This window comes from Pantoea sp. VS1, from assembly GCF_002207995.1.
Classification (GTDB): Bacteria; Pseudomonadota; Gammaproteobacteria; order Enterobacterales; family Enterobacteriaceae; genus Pantoea; species Pantoea dispersa.
In genome coordinates this window covers 1-22,336 of record NZ_NHZE01000030.1, presented here as the reverse complement: position 1 = coordinate 22,336, position 22,336 = coordinate 1, and the positions used below count along the sequence as shown (strand labels likewise).

Below are 22,336 nucleotides of genomic sequence, written 5' to 3'. Positions count from 1 at the left end.
CGAATGAAAATGACCGTATCAGACGCGGCGAAGGCCGCGCGGGGCCAGTGGCCCCGCATCCTGCCCGCGCTGGGCGTGAAGGTGGTTAAAAACCGCCACATGCCGTGCCCGGTGTGCGGCGGAACAGACCGCTTCCGCTTTGACGACCAGGAGGGGCGCGGCACCTGGTTCTGCAACCAGTGCGGGGCCGGCGACGGCATGGACCTGGTGAGAAAGGCGCTCAGCATTAACCTGACCGAAGCCGCCGAACGCGTGAACGCCCTGACCGGCAGCCTGCCGCCGGCGGATGCGTCCGCTGACGCTGTCGCTGAGGCCGGGGATAACGACGCCGCCCGCGCCGCCGCCGCGACGCTCGCGCAGCAGCTGGTCAGCGCCGCGCAGGCGGTCAGCGGTAATGCCTACCTGTCGCGTAAGGGCTGGCCGGCGCAGCGCAGCCTGACGCTCGCGAAGCCGCAGAAAGTGGCCCTGACGACCTTCCGTCCCGGCGACCTTATCGTGCCGTTGCAGGACATGGCCGGCGCGCTGGTCAACGTGCAGCTGATTAACGCGGAGGGCGTCAAGCGCACCCTGAAGGGGGGACAGGTAAAGGGGGCGCGCCACGTGTTCGGCAGCGCCGGCAGTAATGCCAGGCGCATCTGGCTGGCCGAGGGCTTTGCCACCGGCCTGACGGTGCACAACCTGACCGGTGACGAGGTGTGGGTTGCGCTGTCGTCCGCGAACCTTCTTTCCCTCGCCGGCCTCGCCCGTGAAAAGCACCCGTCGCTGCCGCTGGTGATTGCCGCCGACCGCGACCTGAGCGGCGACGGCCAGCGCAAAGCGCAGCAGGCCGCCGCGGCCTGTAACGGGGCCGTGGCCCTGCCGCCCGTGTTCGGCGACTGGAACGACGCGTATACGCAGCACGGCGAAGCCGTAATCCGGCAGGCGCTGGCTGAGGCCGCCGCGCCGCCCGCTGTCAGCCCGTTTGACGTCATGAGCGAGGCGGAGTTTTCGTCCATGAGCGCCAGCGAAAAGGCGGAGCGCGTGGCGGAACACTACCGCAGCAGTCTGGCCGTGGACGCCAGCGGGGAAATTCTCTGCCGCTACGAGGCCGGGGCGTGGAAGGTGATTTCCGGCAACCAGTTCGGGCGCGACGTGGCGAAGCTGTTCCAGCGCCTGCGCGCGCCGTTCTCGGCGGGTAAGGTGGCGGGCGTGGTGGACACGCTGAAGCTGATGCTGCCGCAGCAGGCCGCGCCGCAGCGCCAGCTTATCGGCTTTCGCAACGGCGTGCTCGACACCCGCACCGGCGCGTTCAGCCCGCACCGCCGGGAAAACTGGCTGCGCACCATCAGCGACGTGGACTACACCCGCCCGGTGGCGGGCGAGACGCTGGAGTACCACGCGCCGCACTTCTGGCAGTGGCTCGACCGCGCCGCCGGGCGCAGCGCGGAGAAGCGCGACATCATTCTGGCCGCGCTGTTTATGGTGCTGGCGAACCGCTACGACTGGCAGCTGTTTCTGGAGGTCACCGGCCCCGGCGGCAGCGGCAAGAGCATCATGGCGGAAATCGCCACCATGCTGGCCGGGCCGGACAACGCCGTGTCGGCCACCATTGAAACGCTGGAATCCTCGCGCGAGCGCGCGTCCGTTATCGGCTATTCGCTTATCCGCCTGCCTGACCAGGAAAAGTGGAGCGGCGACGGCGCGGGCATCAAGGCGATTACCGGCGGCGACGCGGTATCGGTGGACCCGAAGTATAAAGACGCCTACTCGACCCACATCCCGGCGGTGATTCTGGCCGTGAACAACAACCCGATGCGCTTCATCGACCGCAGCGGGGGCGTGTCCCGCCGCCGGGTTATCCTGCACTTCCCGGAAATCATCCCGGCGAACGAGCGCGACCCGCAACTGAAGGAGAAGATACAGGCGGAGCTGGCCGTTATCGTGCGCCAGCTGATGCAGCGGTTCAGCCAGCCGCAGGACGCCCGCGCGCTGCTTCAGTCGCAGCAGAACTCCGGGGAGGCCATGCGCATCAAGCGTGACGCCGACCCGATGGTGGACTTCTGCGGCTACCTGTTTGCCACCGCTGAGCCGACCGGCCTGCACATGGGCAACGCCAGCATCCGGCCGCTGCAGCCTAAGCGCTATCTCTATCACGCCTATCTGGCCTACATGGAGGCGAACGGCTACCGCAACCCGCTCAGCATGAAGTCGTTCAGCCAGGCGCTGGAGAGCATCCTGCGCGAGTACGGGCTGAACTACCTGAAGCGCCGCACGAAGTCAGGCATACAGACCAACCTCGACCTGACGGACGACAGCAGCGCCGACTGGCTGCCGAAGTGTGACGACCCGGCAGCGGCCTGACCTAACACGAACCGGCGAAAGCCGGTTTTTTTACGCCCATGCTTCACCGCCGGTGAAGGATATCCGTCACCCTTCACCCATTCATCACCACGTAACTCCATGTTAAGTATGAACAAAAATGAAGGGTGTAGAGTGTGAAGGATTCTTTGTGAAATCTTTATTTACACCAGTGCTTCTTTGGTTTGGTGCGTAATTGCACCTAACTTGAAGACCCATTCGCAATTTACTTGGCGACACTTTGCAAATTAGTTGATAACCGCATACAAAATCTGGCCGTACAGATTTGACGGTGAAAGGGGTTTATCTGAGCGTCTGCTGTTTGCCAAGAGCGGGCGTTGCAACACTACCACACGTTAAGGATTTTTATACGGATAAATTAGAATGTTCGCACCGGGCCTGGATATGGGGATATGGCAGAACTGTGGTCTAAACGCCTGAAGTGGTTACGGGATGTTGAACTGGCGGCGGAATTTGGTTTCCGTAGTGGAGAGCCTTGCTAGGAAGATCATATACTGGATCACCTGGCCGGTTAAAAAGGATCAGTTGCCGTTAATAACAAAGCCCCTTCAGTTGTATGTGACGAAAACATGCAGTAGGATAAATCAGGTTTAACATACAACAACCCTGTAAACCCAAGCTGCCAAAATACATATTAGGATGGGTAAAATAAATCCCTGGTAAAGAGTGTCGAGTTTTAATGTGATTTTTTGAGAGTTAAATTTGGCCTGCAAAGAGAATTTCAGTAGTAAAGAATGCTTTTAAAAAACGGATTACCACAACTGCTAGCCAGAAAGGCATCTGTAGCCTTTAAACGCTTACATATAATAAGATTTCAAACATCCAAATGGAGGATACATGTCTCGACTGAACGCTCTTGTTATAGGTAATTCAGATTATGAATTCAGTAACAACCTGCCAAACCCTGCTAACGACGCAGAAGATATTAGTGAAGTTTTGATTAAAGGAGGTTTTACCGTCAACAAGTTGATTAATGCCACCCTTAGAGAAATGAAGGCTGCAATCAAAGAACTCGAAGAAACTTCAAACGATGGTGGCGAGATATCCCTTTTCTTCTTTGCAGGACATGGCGCTGAAGTTAATGGTAAAAACTATCTCATTGCAAAAGACACCGTAGCTGATGATGAAGCCGATGTCGAGCATGGGGCCTTAGGTTTAAATGAGGTTCTTACTCGCATGGAGCCGAAAGGAAATGATACCCGTACCAGCATTATAATTCTCGATGCATGCAGAAATAATCCATTTATTAGGAAATGGAGGGGTGTGCCACGAGATTTAGCTCCTGTTTATGCGCCCAAAGGTACGTTAATCGCTTATGCAACCTCACCAGGGCAATTTGCAGATGACGGTTCTGGACGTAATGGAAGTTACACAGAGGCGTTACTAAAACACATAGAAACTCCTGATGTACCTATCGAGGCGATGTTTAAAAGGGTAAGAAATACCTTAGCGGCTACAACCCGTCAAAAGCAGACCTCTTGGGAGCATACATCTTTATCTGGCGAGTTTTATTTTAATTTAAGCGTGGCTGCTAGAATTTCAAGCTATAGTTCTTCTGCCGTTAAAGATAGCGATTTTATTCTTGATGAAACGAAGTGGAGCCATAGAATAATTACATCGCTCAAAGTTAGGCACTGGTACACTCAAAACCCAGCGATAAGTGATATATCGCCCGATAAAATAAACCAAGCTGGAAGCGATAGCCTTTTTGTTTTAGGTAGAAATATACCCCAAGCCGCCGATGGAAACTCAAACATGGCGTGTGAATTCATCAGTGCATTTAAGGATAAAACTAAAGGTGTTAGAGCCGATAAGGTTAAAAATCTCTTAGATGGAATTATATTTGAAATTTTCTTTAATTCAGACGGAGAACTAAGAGATAGATTCAAAAATAGTTTATTTAATGTTGTTTTCAATCTTGAGAAGTTTGCAATTTATAAAGACAGCTTTGATTTTATCTCTTCTGTTCTATTGCCTTATAGCTATAAATTCTTCGCAGTACCGGGTAAAAACCAACCTGTGACTGCAGATGTAACTTTGGATGAAAAACTCTTAGTAACAGAAGTGCATATTAATGGGCGTAATCGTCTTAAAGCAAATAGTGATTTTAATAATTTCAATGACAGATTGGATGAAGATGAAATCAAAGAAGAGATATCCAAGAGGGCGATGGTTCCATTTCGCTTGTTGAATATTGTATATAATAAATCATTGCCCAAAGGTACAGAAGTTGAACTCCCATATAGATGCACCATAACCAATGATTAAGTATTCAGTCAGAAATAATAAATAGAGCCCAAGTAACGGGTTCTATTTTTCGTCTCTAAGCGTTTTCTTGAATAAATCTGGTTTAGATAAAAAGTATCTCTTTCCTTTGCAAGTACCCCTGTAATCCGAACCATTCTCTTTTAGAGAATATCCAGAGAAAGGTTCAGTTATTCTTAGGGGTCAATGTCTGCTCCATGCTCAAAGCTGCCTATCAACTTAGTAAGGTTTTGTGTGCATTTTTAGATGGATAAGATCACAAGAAAAGCAAACAGGCAGTCAAGTAGAATGCAAATGGGTGGTCAGTTGAATGCAAACACCCTTTAGGATCCGCTGTTCGGAACCTAACCGGAGTAAGATAGATTAAAATTTATCCAACTATGTGAGGTTTCAACTGATAGGTGCAAAGTAATATGGGGGCATAAAAAGGGGCACTTTATGTTTTGTTTTTTATTTAATTCTTTAAATTCAAATATTTGTTGTTGTTTTTGAGTCCGGCCTTCGCACCATATGATGCAACTTAAGTCGCTTACGAGCGGCTTTTTTTGTGTCTGGGATTCAGGCTCAGTAAGGCTTTCTTCGCTTTTCATTCAACCTGATTCAATCCATATCAACTTAATGATGCGGGTACGGCTACGGTTGTAACCCGATTTGATAATGTTTGTACCTACCTTATTGATGTTCATTCGCGCTAGCGAATTGCGTTTTGCTCGTTGGTCTGAAATAGATTTTGAAACATCGATATGGACGATACTCGCAGAGCGCGAGGCTATTAAAGGGATAAAATACTTCCAGCGTGGCTCAAAAATGCGTACGCCTCATCTGGTGGCGTTATCTCGTCAGGCGTTAGCAATCCTTAAACAGGTAAACCAACTTAGTGGCGATGGCGATTTTGTTTTCATCGGCGATCACGACCATCGCAAACCGATGAGTGAGAACGCGGTGAACAAGGCGCTGCGCGTAAAGGGTTATGACACAAAGGTAGAGGTCTGTGGGCATGGTTTCAGGACGATGGCATGTAGTTCATTGATAGAATCGGGATTGTGGTCGAGGGATGCGGTTGAAAGGCAGATGAGTCATATGGAGCGTAACTCTGTGCTTGCGGCTTATATTCATAAGGCCGAGCATCTGGATGAGCGCAGACTGATGTTGCAGTGGTGGGCTGATTTTTTGGATGCGAATTGGGATATGGAGGTAGTCCGTTTGACTATGCAAAAATCAATCGGGGTAACATCTAGTGTATGTGTTTAATTAATATAAAAATAATTAACCTCTGGATGTGTTTCGTTGGTGGGTGAAAAATGTACGATGCTGAAATTGCTCGTAATGAAAGTGTTAAAGAGCCTATAGATATCAGTAAGTAGCTTTTATAGAATAGGTGTATTCCTACTTTAGAGAACATGAAGTTATGAGCGCAATCACATTACGTAAAGCGTTGGGTGTACTTGCGAAGTCATCTTCGTTTTCCGTCACCACCGTGACACACCGCCAGAAGGATGAGTTAGATCAGTTGAAGGAACAACTCTTTGTTAAACAAGAGATTGAAACTGAATTGCAACGCTATCTGGATGTTGCTAAACCCGGCGAAATCATTTTTTTGTGCGGTAGTAGCGGGGACGGGAAGTCCGAAATTTTAACCCGCTGTCAGTCAGATCCGCGTTATCAGCGGCGATTTAGTTTCCATCTGGATGCGACTCATAGCTTTGCCCCTCGACAATCAGCCATCGATGCTTTGAATGAGTTATTTGTTAATCATCATCAGCAGTTATCTCCTTTGCTCATTGGCATCAACACCGGAATGCTTGCTAACTTTGCCCGAGAAGGCGCTGAATGCCATAAGGTGATTAGGTCTGCAATTGACTCATTTTTATCAGGGCAGCAGGATGCAAGCCGTCCTTACCGTAACGAGAATTGTTCTTTTTTTGATTTTGAACACTATCCTAAATTCCAGTTTAACGAAAATAAAAACTATTCATTATTTATTAAAACCTTATTAGATAACTTAACTCGTGACGATGATAATAATTTATTTCAGTTTATCTTTCGGCGCGATGAGTCAATTAATCCAGATCTAAAAGAGGTCGCAAACTATAAATTGCTTTGCATGTCTGGCGTGCAGAATGTATTAATTACGCAGCTTTTTAAAGCGCGGTTGATCAAAGACCAGTTTGTGACTACCCGAACGCTGTTAGACTTTCTGCACCATCTGTTGATGGGGCCTGGCTACTTATTTGATAACCTGTTCATCGGTGCAGAAAATGATCTGATTAAAAAAGTTTCTGATTTTGACCCCGCCAGATTGCACACCTATGAACTTGATCAATTTGTTTTGCGCTATGAACTGGGACTGGTTGACTCCGAACTCGATGATTTTTTAGCCGCACTTGAGCCGTTGCACATTAAGTTTGATCGCCAGAGCGTTAAGCCCGGTGACGCAACCTCCTTGATCCGTCTTTTTTGGCTGTTGCAGCACGAGTCGTTGGGTAATAATTATCATCGGAAATTCTCCGCGTTTTTTAACGAATCGTTGTTTGAGCGTTACTCAGAAATCTGGCATTTGCATAGAAATTACACAGCAGATTCTGAGCAAAAAAGATCACTGAATCGCTTCTATGCTTTTGAGCTTATCGCGGGTATCCAGCGCTATGCTAATCGCAAAGCACCTGAATTAAGTATGCAAAAAGAAGAGTTCTTTTTGGGTGAGTTTGGTGGGGTAAAAATAACCGCACCGGTAGAGGTGAAGCCTGATTGGGATGCTATCCGTAATAAAAACACGGCTCATCCAACTGGCTTCGATGTCTATTTAAAGGTTGGGCGAAATCCACTGCCGCATATCCATATCGGGCTTAATTTGTTCGAATTATTAGACAAGTTGAATAATGGCTATCGTCCGAATAAATACGATAAAAATGCCATCGTGTTACTGGATGAGATTGTAGAGTTGATCGCGGAGCAGGCTAAATCCAGCAACGAAATCAAATTTTATGATGGCAGACAACGGGTTTATCGTGCAAAGGCGGATGACGATATGATCACGATTAGCGGTATGGAGGGTTAGCAGAATGTACCCTATCGCAAACGAGTTAAAAGTGGGTAATAACCTACTGGATAGTTACCTGCCTGTGCGCAATAAAAATAACGATATTAGCTGGCAATTCGTCACCGGTCTGGTTCTTAGCTACGCCCTGAAACGCAAAATTGAAGCTTACGATCCCGAACAATTCCGTGAAGATTGTAGAACATATCTGCAGGAGCTGCTTGATGAGCCTGCATTCTGGTCCGTGTTGGAACGGATGTATTTTTCCAGTCAGGATATTTACCGTGTATCCCCACTTTTTTTACTGTTCCACGCCCAGTTTAATGGTGAAAAAATAAGTGCGGGTTCAACGGCAGATAAACGACTTGGAACGCTTTTTGCTAATTTGATGGGAGATTTTAGCCTTAGTTATCCCATACAGGACAGACTGAACTTCATCGAGCAGCAAATGCTGAATAAGCTCAATGAAAAAATAAAGCTGTTGGGGAAAGGACCGTTTGCCGAGGAGCAACCGTATCTTCCGTATATGGTAACGTGTTTTCAGTCCGATCTGTCGTTTTTGGCGGAGCACCCACAATACCTTTTACAAGAATTGACTAACACCCTGCGTTTGTACGCCTTCAGCTGGTGTGCTCAGTTGGCGCTCAATCTGGACAACTGGCAGGACGGCGAACCACAAAGCAAATCACTGTTTTTTATTCTTGATAGCGAGAAAGCCAGCTCCGAAAGGGAAAAGGTGAAACGTTATGGCTATAAGCTGTTCGCCAGCCAGAGCGAAAAACTGTTCCCGATACTTTCCGCGCTGGAAGTGTTGCAGGTAAAAGGTGAGAAAAAACGCCCTCTCTGGCAGGCATATCAGGATTGTTTGAATTATTCGGATTCCCCAAATCAAGTGTTAGATCAGATCAATGATTACATACAGAAATTTATTAGTAAGGAAGAACGAGATCTTCCTGCTCGTGATCGCGCAACAAACATGGAAAGTGCTTTCAAACAGCTATTATCCGTTGCCGTAGAGCAATTCCAGGATAAAAAAACTAACCGCGCGGATATAAATAAGAACTACATTAAGGAGCTGGAAAGCCAGATTTGCACTGACTTCATTCAGGTCCGTGGTCGGGCAGGAAAAGTGCTGGTGCTGAATCAGGATCGGCTTCTGTTACTGACTAATCTCACTGTAGGCAAAAATGACAAACTCCGCCTTCATGAACTGTTGCGTGGTTTTGAACAGCGCGGTTTTTATCTGGACAACCAGTCGGCGCAAACGTTGGTGGCGTTTTATGAACGCATGGGAAATGTAGAGCGAATGAGTGATAGTGGAGACGCCGTGTATGTCCGTAAAACAGTATGAAACCTATCTGGCAGAAACCTTTATTGAATGGGTAGGTGGCATCATTCAGCCCGGCGAGCGCTATCAGTTCAAATCTCCCGATCCCGATAATGCCCTAAAACTTTGGGAAGCATTCGTCTCTCTGGCGGACGGCAATCAGTTGGAAATTGCGCCAGGGCAATATATTGATTGCCTCCCCTGCAATGGTGTTCAGCTTATTCCTGTACTGCACGGAGCCGAGGCTCCAGCATTTACAGAAAACTACATTTCTCATTTGCGCGATGAAGTTGCAGGGCGCAGCGGTATTTTTGCCCAAACAACGCTGTTAATTATTCATAACAGTATGCTCGATACCCTGATTAACAGCACGAAAGACGTAGCGGCACCGGATGCTATCTGGTATCCACAAACTTTCAGTCAGCAACTTGAAAAGCTCATTACCACAGGCAGTAAACGTTCGGAATTGTCCCACTGTTTGCTGGAGGATCAACTGGCGACGGTACTGGATGAAGGCGCGACCGTATTTGGTTTCTCGTCGCTGTATCGCTTGCTGGATGATGGCAATCTGGATTTCTCCGAGCTTCATCTGTTTAAAGATGATGAACTACTGAACTATAGCCAAAAGCAGCTACGCACCCGACTGAATGAAAACCGGAAATTATATCGCCAGATAGAAGATAGTGTTGAACGCTACAGTGGACAGCTGGAGAATGTGCTGCCTGAGTTTAGTTCAAAATTCATTCAGGAGCATTTTTACGATAAAGATGACTGGCGTGAGCTCGATTTCTCCGATTACAGGAAAGAGAAAGAACAGAATAGTGAACAAAAACTTGTGCTGGAGAACGTCTCTGTTGAAAACGGCGAGGTTTGGCAACGGGCGAAAAGCGCCAGTAAGGCGGGAAAACGTGATATCAGCCTGCTGGTGCAGGTACAGCCAGGGCAATCAAAGGCTGAGCTGGAGTTTAGTTTTCAGGGTAATGATCTTCAGGACAACCAGATAAAGATTGCCCATAATCGTCAGTTAAAAAATACACCTTTCTGGCACACCAGCCGGGCGGGTGGCAAAACTTCCCGCATTATGGCGTCGGTGCCTTTTAATGGGCATCCCTGCTTCTTTAGTCTCGAACTGACCAACCGCAATAATTCAGCTGAAGAGTATAAATTTCGCCTACTGTTGGTCGAGCAGGGACAATTCTGGCTAAACGATATTCAGCACTGCTACCGTGTTGAGCCAGGTAAAGATCAAATAACCCTGCAACTGGAAGATAACACGCTGCGTATTGCCGAGTCTGGCAACCTGACCTCTACATTGAATGACGAGAGCGAAGACATAGACTGCCAGCATTATGCTCAGGTGAATTTTGAGACGCTGGCAAATCAAAGTGACCTGGTTCAGTTTGCTATCGTTTCTGGCGATTCCCGTCTGTCGTTTAACATAGAGGGACCGGGAGCAGAAGAGGGGCTAACGCTGCCACTGCTTTTTGACCAAAGTCGTTTCAACAAATTGTTTAAGGAAGAGGGCAATGCAACCTGGAACCGACTAAAAGGGCGTATCATACTCGATAATATTGAACACAAGGTCGTCGGTGTACGCCAGCAGTTGTTGATAATGGAAGCCTCATTAATTGAGCAACGTTTGCTGGGTACAGGAAGTGACGATAGCGAGTTTACGCTGGACGAACTTCTTGCTAGCTACCCCGATCTCCATAACGCTTATGAGCAGTTATTTGCCTACTATCATCGTCGTAACACCCTGCCTAGTCTGGTGTCGTGGTCAGCGGAATATCGCGCGCTGGTTAGCTACATTGTTACTACATTTGAACAGTCACTCCAGCAAATAGGCCTGAGCAGAGCGCTAACAGCGCCTGAGAAACGTCTTCTGCATCTTGGGATCTGTCGCAATGATAGCCATGAGCGCCTCTCTCCGCTGCATCCTCTGGTGCTGGCCTACCATCTACAATTGGCAGAAACTATCGTTGCGGAGTCGGAACAGCACAATTCGGCATCATTTGCCACACTACCGCCGATCACTCTTGATCGCTTGATGGTTTCCGGGTTAGTGCCGTTTGTTTATCACAGTGAGCATGAATACGCACAACTACAGCCGGTGGATGAAAACCGCTTCTGGATTGATGTGGTTCCCCAGCGGCAGGTCAGCCATGACTACGTTAAACGTCTGGTAAAAGACAAACTTAATGAGTTCACGGACGCTTACGCCCGGTTGTTCCAGAGCGTTGAAAACAGTGCGTTAATTATCAATGCCATTAATCAAGGGAACGCCAAAGAACTGTTTCTGGGATTAGTAGAGTATTTTAAGCAAGAAAAAGAGAAGGCTATTTCGGTTCATGTGAACTGCTACGATGAACGTTTGCAACCCAATATGTTCGATCACTTTGCAGAAAGTGGTAGCTATGAGCAGCTTAAAAACGATCTCGATCTGAACAGCGGCGTATGGCGGGCGGAAGCCGATATGCTGATTGACCTGCTGCGTAGCCGGTTAACGTTCAGCAAGTTTGTCCTGCCGTCAGAAAGCGACAAGCTGGACTATGCACATCTGGCATTTTTCACCAATACAGCACCTGTGGATTGCCGCCAGATCCGCATTGAAGATGCGTCCAGTGGGGTATTGTGTCATGGGTTGATTGCTGGGGAAGGTGCCGAAACGCAGGGGGATGCTTACTTTACCGCGTTTGGACTGCGTGATGTGGATACTGAGTCCTACAGCGCTTTGCGTCTTGCCCGACTAATCGGCTGCTTGTGGCAACCTGCACGTCAAAGCAACAGCCAGTATCATGGACAAGGGATCGGCCTGGCTGTGAGCGGTAATTTTAAACAGCTGCTCAATTACTCCTACAATAGCGCGCTCTGGACCACCATTATTGATCCAAAAGTCACTCTCGACTTTTTCACCAGTCAGAAAGATGTAGTGCTTATCCACTATTCTGACCAGTACACCAGTTGCGCAGGCTACGATGCCGTCACCGTCACGAAGCAGGTTGATTTGTTCCTGCGGTTGCTCCAGACCGGAAGCCAGTCAGGGCAACCTGCTGTTGATAGTCAGCATTTGCTGGCTGAATTTAATGCCTTTAACGGCGAATGGCTGCTGAAAATGCTGCGCTCCACTGAAAGAGAGCGTAAAGAGAAGCACGGCATTATAGGTGCGTACAAATTTGTGCAATCTATGTTGCACCAGTCCGACATTTGCTGGATTCCGCTATCGGTGGCCGAAATGATCCGTGTGTCCGGCAATGTCGGGCTGAAAATGAAAGAGAGCGATTTATCGAGAAATTTACAGGGTTATCGTAACGGCGCGATCTCTGATGATGTGCTCTTTGTGGGTTTCAAAGAAAACCGCCTCTATCTGTTACCGCTGGAAGTTAAAACCGGGGCGCGGCCTGACTACAGCTATGCAGGCCAACAGGCTCGTGAGTTGAAACGCTACTTACAGCAGGACCTTCTGGAACCACAAACGCTGGCATCACAATTGTACCGGGCGCTCTTTATTCGTCAGGTACTGATGCAGGTGGAGAAACTGCGTCTGTACGGTGTGCTGGATAGCAACAAACTGGCTTCCTTGCTGGAACGACGCGAATGGTGGTTAACGGGCGACTATCAGTTAGGTGAGTTGGCCGACTATGCGGACGGCTTCGTCGTGGCGCATGTGGACAGCGCAACCTGCTTCGATCTCTCTTATAAAGAGACAGCGGAGAATATCTTACAGATCGAAATCCCTTATTCACTGCTGCCTTCGCTGATTGCTGCGCAGGGGGATGAACCACCGTTGACGGAACGTTACCGGGTGCCGGAAAAATACCGGCTTAAGCCAGAGTGTGATGCAAGTCCGTCACAACCCGAAGTCGTGGTAGAAGTCACAACGGCGACTGCAGAACAGTTCATTCCGGAACCTGAGTCGAAGTCATTACAGCCTGCTATACCGGTGGTGATACCTGATATTAGCGATACTCCATTACAGGTCCTGTTAGGTCATGATGGAGTCAGTCAGAGCCCGTTACATTGGGAGCCAACCAATACCGCCAAGTTCATGAATACCAATACCGGCATTATTGGAACGATGGGCACCGGTAAAACCCAGTTTACTAAATCGCTGGTCACTCAGTTGATGCGAAATCAGTCCCATAACGTTGATGGTAAGCCTATTGGTTTGCTGATCTTCGACTACAAATCAGACTATGTGGACGAGGCTTTTCTTAATGCAACGGGTGCTAAAAAGTACAAGTTATTTAAGCTGCCTTACAACCCCTTATCTCTGTTTGGCGACACGCCAATGCTACCAATCCACACAGCTGGTGGACTATCGGAAACGATGGCAAAAGCCTATGGACTGGGCCATAAGCAGCAGCTCAAATTAGAAAATCTAATTTTAGAATGTTACGAAGCGGCAGGTATCTCGCCGGAAGATCCGACAACGTGGTCAAGGACTGCGCCGACGATTGAAGATGTATGGCAGCGCTTCCTCGATCAGGAGAAGGTTGAAGAAGATTCGCTTTACGCAGCACTTTCTAAACTGGCGCGTTACAAAATATTCGAGACCATCCCGGAGAGGATGACCAGCTTGTACGAATTGATTGACGGCGTCACCGTGATTGAACTGGCTGGCTACCCGCCAGAAGTGCAAAACCTAGTGGTCGCGCTAACGCTGGATCTTTTTTACGCGCAGATGCAAAAGCGCGGTAAACCAGTGGTGCGAGGGGATCATCGTCAGCTCACCAAAATGATTCTGGTGGACGAAGCCGATAACTTTATGCGTCAGGATTTTTCCAGTCTGCGTAAGATTCTGAAGGAAGGCCGCGAATATGGTGTTGGTGCGATCCTGTCAACGCAGGAGATAACCCACTTTAAGACTGGTGAAAATAATTATGCCTCCTATATTTTAACTTGGGTAATCCATCGTGTTTCAGAAATAAAGAATGCGGATATCAAGGCGGTATTTAACGTCGATGATAAAGGTGAGCAGGAGTCTTTGATGGGACAGATTCGGCAGCTTGAGAAGCATTTTAGTTTGTATATTGATGGGGGTAAAAAAGTAAGTAAAATGAGAGATAAGGCTTTCTGGGAACTTGTTTGATTTTTTAGTTTGTTAATTGAGTAATTTAATGGAGATGAAATGGCCAAGCAAAACATTGAATTTATAAAGTTAGATAAAATAAAATTGGATGAAAAAAATCCTCGTCTTCCCTCTACCTTTCGGAAAGATAAAATAGGGAAGAAAGACATTGTTAATTGGATGCTTAACGATGCATCTATTATAGAATTGATGTTGGCAATAGGGCAGTCTGGTTTTTTTATCGGCGAGGCATTATTAGTTGTCCCTGATAATAGTCAAGTTGGGGATTATATTGTAATAGAAGGTAATAGAAGGCTTACATCTGTTATATTGCTCAACGAACCTGAATTGGCAATGTCACAAAAAATAAAAATAGAGAAAGTCCTTTCTGAAACCAAAGAACGACCAAATGAGTTGCCATGCATTATTTTCGAAAACCGCGAGCAAATTAACAAATATCTTGGATATAGGCATATAACAGGGGTGAAGTCATGGGGGATTTTACCCAAGGCTAGATATCTTAATGAATTATCAAAAGAACTTAATGATGATGATTTTACTACTAAATGTAGAAAATTAGCAAAATCAATTGGTAGTCGTAGTGATTATGTCCGAGGTTTGCTAATAGCATATGAATTATATCTGAAAATAGAAGATCAGGCTTTTTTCAAAATTGTATCCCTAGATGAAACAAGCTTGCATTTTAACTATCTGTCTGATTCATTGAGTCGTGAAAATATCAGAGGGTATATTAATGTTGATATGAAATCAAATGAGCCCACAGCTAATGTAGATATGGGTAAATTAGAACTATTGACAAGATGGTTCTTCGAGAAAAATGAAAATGGACGCAGCCGGGTTTTAGGTGATAGCAATAATTTAAAAATGCTTGATACTGTTTTAGGCAACAAAGAGTCAGAGGAGTACTTCCGAGAGGGTGAAGGTAATATAATAGATGCCTATAATTTAGTCTCTATTACAGCCGATTCATTCAACCAAGAAATTGAAGCGTCTCTTTCTGGATTAAAAAGAGCTAACAATGTATTATTTAAAGTCAAGCAACACCATGATTCAGTTAGGGAAAAGCTAAAAGATATATTTACGCTTGCGAAAAGTATGAATGCTGCTATCAAATCTATGTCAGAAGAGAAATGGGATGATTGAATTTAAATCATTAAGCAGTACGCCGAATGAAACTATATGTAACTCACATTATTATTGTGACTATATAGAGCTACTTGCTTTAGTTGATTGTGATGATGGTGTTAGTTTTAGTGATGTTTATGATCGTTTTTTAGAAGATGAAAAAATTGCTGATATTGGCACTGAAAATAATGGTCATACAAGTGAGGTTTGGAATAGTAGAATAAATAACTGGTTTTCAGAGGTTAATAGTCGAGCCACTCATTATGGTGACTACTACCCATTCTCCTTTGATGGTGTAAGGGTAAAGAAAAAAGATAATATTGAAGATATTCATTATATCTATATATGCTTATTATTAAGTTCTCTTCTTAAATACTTGGATGGGTATCACCAGGTAACGACAATTTTTGAGAAATTATCATATTATGCTTTGAAAAACTATCTTCCTCAAGATGCAGAGGTGCATGTATTCGGTGTTTCTTCTGATAGAAGTTCTAAATATATTGGTAGTCTCGAAAGTAAATTTACTCTCTTAGCTAGTGACTTAGGGCTAACTAGATCTGTGCGAGCCAATATCTTTAGACCCGGTGATAATGGTGATGGTGGGATTGACATTGTTGCGTGGATTCCTTTTAAAGATGATCCAAATTTAGAGCGTAAGCAGATATTTTTAGGACAAAGTGCATCCGGAAAAAATTGGAGTAATAAACAAGCTAGTGTTGACCGAGTCAAAAATTTTCTTGCTGATTTACCTGATAATGCACAAAATATACTATTTGTCCCATTTGATTTTAGAGACGCGGACCGAAACTTTTGTCAAAATGATGAGATAACAGCATCACTTATCTTTGATAGACATAGAATAATAAGGCTAATTGATATTGATGATATAAATAATGATATATTAAGCTCTAGTTTCCAAGAAGTAATAAACTATGCATTAACTTTTGAAGAAGATATTGTTTAATATTTAGGATAGGTTAACATACTCCCACTTATGTTAACCTATAAAATAATTATAAAGCTTGTGTTATACTTTTTAGGTTTTTATAATTTCTGATTGCAGCAATCCCATCCTCAACATGTGCCGCCCATGCTTTAATTAACATTTTCTGCTCTAGCTGTGGATATAACATCTTAAGTACTAATTCCGTAGTTTGTAGTGTTTCACCCAACCACGTAATTTTGTCGAGCACCAAGACACCATCCAACTTTTTACTATCTCGCTCTGGTGAATATCTAAACTCACTTTCTACCGAGCGAAAAAATGCCAGTCGGGCGACAACATTTGGTGTGATCCCAGTATATCCCTTTAACTTTTTCAGTTGTTCTTCAGTCTGACGACTGAGCTGCATTCTGTTTGGGAGCATCAGATTGCCTCCTTAGTTAATTCCCAGAAATAACCTGGCTTAAGTGCGGAAGATTTCGTATGTACATTGAACACTATCTCATAAGCATGAGAGATGTCATCTCGAAGTTGATCGACAAAATAACGCTCATCCACTTCTGTATCTGTAGACAACAGCACTACCTGATGGCTGGCAAACGGGAAGTAGTGGTTAATAAGTTTATCTCTATGTTGAGAGTCTAAACGGCCCAGTGGAGTATCAATGATTACCGGCAAATCACGACCAGAAGTTTTTGCCAGGGCCTCAAGAATCGCAATCGCATAGATCTGTTTCTCTCCGGCAGAGAGTAGCTTGCGATTGATCACTGAGCCGTTTTCATCCACTAATTCCACATCAAACGTTTCAGGATTGATGTGTGCATTGAGCTGCAAATCTTCTTTACGAGCTAATTTACGGTAAGCACCTTCAAAATTCGCTGATAGCGTTTTCACCCTTGCTTGAGTTAAAAGTTCACTGTAGCGGTCAAGCAGGTTGATTGTTTCTTGGGCATTATTAAATGCACTATCGAAGTTATGTTGATTACGTGCCAGATCGTGTGTTTTTTGTACCTGACGAGCACAGTCCAGTTGCAGCTGTTTAGTCTGTTTTGCTTCTTCCAACAGCGAGCGATACTCCTGCCGTTTACTCTCGCGTTTACGGTCAAGTTCCCGAAGTTTTTCAAAGATATCGATAAGTTGATCATCTTCCGGTGCACGAGCAATATTTGCCGCGGCTTGCTCAAGCTGCTCTTCAACTTCAGCCAATTGGTTACGATAAAGATCAAAACGCTGCCACGCTTTCTTGCTGTCCTTTTCGATCGATTGTTGGATCATCCCAGCTTCGCGTTCGGAGATGTCAAATAACAGCTCACCTTTGGGTTTTCCAGCCAGGTAATCTTTCAGATTATCTTCAATTGATTCGGCAGCAATTTTGCCAGTAGTTCCTGAGCGGAATGAAATATCATTTTTCAGCTGCGTAAGAAATTGAGTTAATTCCTTTTCAAAACTGTTTGCCTGCTTAATTTGTATCTCTGAACTAATTTGCTCAAGCAATAGCCCTAAAGTCCTAGGTGCCAGAGCATAAGGTAGTGAGCTATCGCATTCATGGCGCAATACTTTTTCAAGGCGATCTTTTTCTTTTAACAGAGTGTCAACTTTCTGTTTTTCTTGTGCTTTTGTCTGAGCAAAAGCACCACCTTGCGCATTCAGAAGTGCTTCATATCGGTTGATTTCTTTTGATAGAAAATCAATTCGTATTTTGGCAAAATCAGCTTTTTCTAAAATATGCTCTGTCTGGAAAGCAAACTGCTTAACCTGTTCTTCAAGTTCAGCAAGTTTTTGTTGTTGGGAGTCTGCCAGTTGGCTGGATTGCTGACGCTTAATAAAGATCATCAAATCATTACGAAGTTTTGCGATGAGATCTAAACCTAAAAGGCGACGTACGGCTGTACGTAGAACATTACCAGAGTCATCTTCAGCGAGCTCTGCAATTTTTTCACCATCAAAGAAGAACAAATCAGCAATTCCATGCGGAATTAATTCATTCAAGAAACCCTGGCATTGATCGTAATCCAGTTCTTCAAGGAGTTGGTCATCTTGCTGGAGGGATAGTTGATCCTTTTTCCCTCTTTTCCATGTGCGCGTGACGGTAAACTCAGCTTCATGCCCGCCTTTGTTATAGGTGAAAACAAGTTTAATCGACGCTTCACTTGGCCGTTCATCAGTCGTTGATCCGTTGTGAATTAATGCGCTGAGTTCTTCAACATACTCTTGTTGTTGAGTTGCTGGGCCAAACGCTAACCGACCATACAATGCCAGGCGGATTGCAGACAGAATCGATGTTTTTCCTGCTCCGTTAAGCCCACCGAAAAGAACTATCGGACGCGGGTTATCATTGTTTTGGCGCTTTCTCGGGGCCAAATCAATGACATGAGTACCATTAAATACACGGAAATTATGCAATACCAGTTGTTTAATTAACACGTTCTTTTTCCTCACTGGTAAGCAGAGTCGGCTCGCTCACTTCAGCAATTCTGCGCTGCAAAATCTGTAGTTCGGCTTCCAATTTTGCTACTTCATCCTGATGAATATCTCGGTCGTTCCGTTTCTGTAAAGCTTGTTGCTGCTGTTTAATTTCTTCGAGACTGCCCCAGTCTTGTTTCAAGATGGTACCAAGTTTGTCGAAGATACCCTGACGGCGGCTGAGTCCTTCCATAGAAACCTCAAGCTCAATCAGTTTCATAACCATCTCAGGAACTACCTCAAACCCTTGGGCGATCTGCTCAAGCAGTTCCGCATCGCTAGCATTGAAACGTGACTGGTCGTCAATAACCCAGTTCAGGTCTTTCCCGTAAACGTCGCGATAAATACCTGGCAAAGTATCGTACCAGTCCGGCTCATTAGGGTCTTTCAGCCATTCTTGTCGAATAGCGTGTAGCTCCGGCTGCGTTATTAACGTGATGGTATGGCCCTGATTGTTCAAATCGCGCTCAATTTCAAGCAAATCTTTAAGCCACTTCTGACGATATTTGAGCCAGTAAGGGCCGGGAACATGCTTACGCTCCGCACTGATTTCTTCGCCGTCCTTGGCATATTGATAACTCACTTTACCGGTACGGCGCTTATAGTTTCGGAACGTATCTTTATTCACGGGGTCGGTGGTAAATGCCAGCAGATCGCGATATTTCAGCAAAGGGGACATCCACTCTTCGCCATTCTTGATCAGACTTTCCATCGCTTTATCTTTAGTGACTACGGTACAGGTCCAGCAGCCAAAGCGGGAGTTACCACAGGAAGGGGTACTTTCATCGATCACGAGTGGACACTCACCCTGTGCGGAAGAGTCCATATAGAGTGTCCAGAGCGGACGGTTATTGCCGCCCCAAGGGCTTTCCCACTCAATAATATCTTCTGGGGCATAGCGAAACGCACCGCGCAGCAGCTTCCAGACATCTTCTACATCCCAGGTATCGATGGGGGTATAGATAAATGCATTTGCCAGCGTAGTGTGCCTGGCTAGGCGGGAGCCATCAATTTTATGCTTTGCTATTACCTGCGCGCGAGAAGCACTTTCGCTACTGCGCGAACCCAACACGACGATAACTTCATCAAACTGGCTGACTTTATCTTTAATAAAGTCACTTACTGGATTGATTTTCATACGCTCGGTACACCAACGGAAACTACGGGTTGGAGCCGGATAACCTTTCCCCAGCAAATTGACCCAGAAGGTTTCATTCGTTTTAGGCGTTACTGCGTGTTGAGTGATCGGCAGGCCGTTACGCTTCGCCCCCGCCTCAATCTGCAACATCGTTTTCTTAATTAAATCTACTACCACCGGTGTTTCGACCAGCGTATCTGACGACACTACAAAAACATCTTTACTGCGCATTTCTGGAGGCAGACCCAGTAAGGCCAGATACACCAGCGTGATCACGGCGGAAGAATCTTTCCCACCGCTGTAGCCAATCACCCACGGACGCTTATCAGCACAATAAATTCTTTGTACTTCGGAAACATATTCGGCCAGAGGACGTTCGGCGAACTGCTCCTGATTAATAAAATCTTCATATTCGGCCAGATCGAAGGCCTGAACTAATTTACTCATGAGGCAACCATTTGAGCTTCAAGCTCCTGTTCTTCAGGAGTGAGGGGAATTGAAATCGCAGTTTTTAGCGCATTGCAGGTGAGTTGAATCGCAGTACTGGTCTTACTTAACTTACCGTGCTGCATCGCGCGTTTGATCAGTTCCGGATTATTTCTGCGCCAGTTAAAGGTTTTTAGTGCAGCAATTTTATCCTGCCATTGCTCCGGATAGTCGATCAGCAGGGCATACCCCAGTTGTCCGAGCGCCTGCAAACCAATGCCGTGAGCGTGAACATAGTCCTGACGTAGTTGAACCGGTGAAACTTCTTTTTTTGCGGCTAACTGCCAGTCCGGCATTACATGATAAATAGCCTGCCAATAGCGAGTTGCTATCTGGGTACATTCTTCAAAATTGCCCTCTTTAGGATCTTTTCCCAGCAACGCTCGGGTAGCTTGTTTGATGCTGCTTAACGTAAATAATTTATTTGATCGCTGACTGATACCGGATTTTTCTAGCTCAGTCATTCCGACAAACGGCTCTATGGACATTGCCAGATAACGTGCCAGATTTGAACTGGCATCTCGATGATCATACAACGATGCCAGTGACGGGCTGGGACGAATAGCGTATTTATTTAGATCGGCAAACATCTGTTGGCTGCGTTTTAATCCTTCATCGACAAAAAAGAGCACCGGAATGTTATCCTGACCCAGCTCTGGGCGTGCTTCTAAAGCATCTTCGATTGCTTTACGACGATGCTGACCGTCATTGATCAGAATTTGCGCATCCATCGGTACGCATAACGTTCCCAGGTTGTTTGTACCTGGGTGCTCATCAAACTGGACGTCAACGGCAATGGATGCTGTAAGCGCAGAGAACACATAATCTTTTGGATTTTCCAGAAGATAACGCACCATTTCGGGGATACGCGATTTATTCAGTGTGCGCTGTGCGCGTAGCTCAGGCGGTACGTCATTTTCATCAAAGCTGAATATCTTGGGAATGATGCGCATCGGGCACGTGGCGATGTAGAAAGGACGACCAGCCTGAATGCCACGTATAGCTGGAAAAGAGTAGCAGTAATCTGCATCAACACTAGCCATGCTGTAATCCGTATAAAAATCGAATGAATTTGATTACGTGATATTTTACGTAACTCAAGGCGAAAGTTACAGTTTTTTTACGTAAAAAATTGCGTAACGCCTTCCAAACTCGAAAAAATTTTACCTGAAGGTTTGGGAATTCTTTGTGCTGATAATTGGAAAATAAGTCTTTTGTGAAATTTTTTTCGTTTTTAATCAGTGAGTTATGTGAGTTTGGTGCTTTATTCACTTTCTCGTTATCCTGTCACATATCTTTTGTCGTGATCCTGTTAGGTGCAGACTTAGCTTTAACTGATCGGTTTAGATCACTTCCAACAGCCGGTCGTTGGGGTACAAGTCATAGTCAATACAGCTGGACCAGCAGAACAAAGTCACTTATAGAGATCGGTTGTTCACCGTAAATTCAATTAATTCCCATCGCTATTAAACTTGTAATCCATTAAGATCGCGTAAAACTTGGTGATTATAAGTTTAAAGTTATAACAAAAGGCTTGAGTTAGAATGTTTATGTAGAAAATTGACCATTAACTTTTAATTTGAGATTTGACAACATGTTTTTGTACCATTCTTTGAAATATACATACACAATGAAAAAGAGAAAGTCATATCGATTTATCTGTCAGACTCGAATAAATGAGCTGCCTTTGATTTGGCTGTTCAGAAAAGCGTTAGAAGGCATGAGTGATAAATAGTACGTATTGATAAGGTCATGACGTGGAATGGTTTTCCTGGGCGTGTAGGAAATTAGTTTTCTGAAAGGTAATTTTAAAGATAGTGATATTTTATTTAAGCGCAGGTAAAAATAAAAAAATATCCATAGTTACTGAAGCCTGGCCTTCATGATGTTAGCATAAATCATTGCTTTAGCTATAGATATAAAACTTGAGCAGGATTTTTTCTGAAGCGCAGATAGATGATATAATAAATTTCACGCGAGAAGAGATACGTATCGGTAATGAATTTTATAGAAAGTGTATAACAATAACTTTTTGCTTGATAAAGGTAATGAAACTAAAGCATTTGAGTGCACATGTTATCGCTTAGGTTTTTATTTTATGT

At 45.4% G+C, this 22,336-nt stretch carries 11 protein-coding genes and 1 pseudogene; 8 read left to right on the top strand and 4 right to left on the bottom strand.

All coding sequences use genetic code 11. The features are described 5' to 3' along the window. Window positions 1-3: 3 nt before the first annotated feature. The 8 genes and pseudogenes from CBW22_RS12620 to CBW22_RS12585 all read left to right on the top strand — a co-directional run bounded on the left by CBW22_RS12620 (window position 4) and on the right by CBW22_RS12585 (window position 16,168). On the top strand, window positions 4-2,340 hold the full coding sequence (locus tag CBW22_RS12620) for a phage/plasmid primase, P4 family (RefSeq protein ID WP_088516834.1): 2,337 nt from the start codon (window positions 4-6) through the stop codon (window positions 2,338-2,340). 855 nt (window positions 2,341-3,195) lie between these two features. Further along, entirely contained in the window at window positions 3,196-4,626 is a 1,431-nt protein-coding gene (locus CBW22_RS12615) for a caspase family protein (RefSeq protein WP_088516833.1), read from the top strand. 666 nt (window positions 4,627-5,292) lie between these two features. After that, window positions 5,293-5,861, top strand: a pseudogene (locus CBW22_RS12610) (tyrosine-type recombinase/integrase); the annotation flags it as partial. Between the two features lie 170 nt (window positions 5,862-6,031). Continuing rightward, entirely contained in the window at window positions 6,032-7,681 is a 1,650-nt protein-coding gene (gene dptF / locus CBW22_RS12605; RefSeq protein WP_088516832.1) for a DNA phosphorothioation-dependent restriction protein DptF, read from the top strand. Window positions 7,682-7,685: 4 nt separating this feature from the next. Further along, window positions 7,686-9,011 carry a DNA phosphorothioation-dependent restriction protein DptG gene (gene dptG, locus CBW22_RS12600; protein WP_088516831.1) on the top strand — a complete coding sequence of 442 codons (1,326 nt, stop codon included), beginning with the start codon at window positions 7,686-7,688 and terminating at the stop codon, window positions 9,009-9,011. Further along, on the top strand, window positions 8,992-14,076 hold the full coding sequence (gene dptH, locus CBW22_RS12595) for a DNA phosphorothioation-dependent restriction protein DptH (protein ID WP_088516830.1): 5,085 nt from the start codon (window positions 8,992-8,994) through the stop codon (window positions 14,074-14,076). Before dptG ends, dptH begins: the two co-directional genes overlap by 20 nt. A gap of 39 nt (window positions 14,077-14,115) precedes the next feature. After that, the gene (locus CBW22_RS12590) at window positions 14,116-15,219 is read left to right on the top strand and encodes a hypothetical protein (protein ID WP_088516829.1); all 1,104 of its coding nucleotides are present in this window, start codon (window positions 14,116-14,118) and stop codon (window positions 15,217-15,219) included. Continuing rightward, window positions 15,212-16,168 (top strand): hypothetical protein, encoded by a 957-nt coding sequence (locus tag CBW22_RS12585; RefSeq protein ID WP_088516828.1) that lies wholly within the window; start codon window positions 15,212-15,214, stop codon window positions 16,166-16,168. The genes CBW22_RS12590 and CBW22_RS12585 overlap by 8 nt, the downstream gene beginning before the upstream one ends. Window positions 16,169-16,217: 49 nt before the next feature. Here CBW22_RS12585 and dndE read toward each other — a convergent pair whose 3' ends face one another. Genes dndE through dndB form a run of 4 tightly spaced genes read right to left on the bottom strand, consistent with a single transcriptional unit; the run spans window position 16,218 to window position 21,277 of the window. Beyond that, complete coding sequence (dndE, locus tag CBW22_RS12580; RefSeq protein WP_088516827.1) at window positions 16,218-16,571, bottom strand: DNA sulfur modification protein DndE; 354 nt, start codon at window positions 16,569-16,571, stop codon at window positions 16,218-16,220. Then, complete coding sequence (dndD, locus tag CBW22_RS12575; protein ID WP_088516826.1) at window positions 16,571-18,571, bottom strand: DNA sulfur modification protein DndD; 2,001 nt, start codon at window positions 18,569-18,571, stop codon at window positions 16,571-16,573. Before dndD ends, dndE begins: the two co-directional genes overlap by 1 nt. Next, complete coding sequence (gene dndC / locus CBW22_RS12570) at window positions 18,561-20,195, bottom strand: DNA phosphorothioation system sulfurtransferase DndC (RefSeq protein ID WP_088516825.1); 1,635 nt, start codon at window positions 20,193-20,195, stop codon at window positions 18,561-18,563. The genes dndD and dndC overlap by 11 nt, the downstream gene beginning before the upstream one ends. After that, window positions 20,192-21,277, bottom strand: coding sequence for a DNA sulfur modification protein DndB (gene dndB / locus CBW22_RS12565; protein WP_088516824.1), 1,086 nt, complete (start codon window positions 21,275-21,277; stop codon window positions 20,192-20,194). Before dndB ends, dndC begins: the two co-directional genes overlap by 4 nt. Window positions 21,278-22,336 lie beyond the last annotated feature (1,059 nt).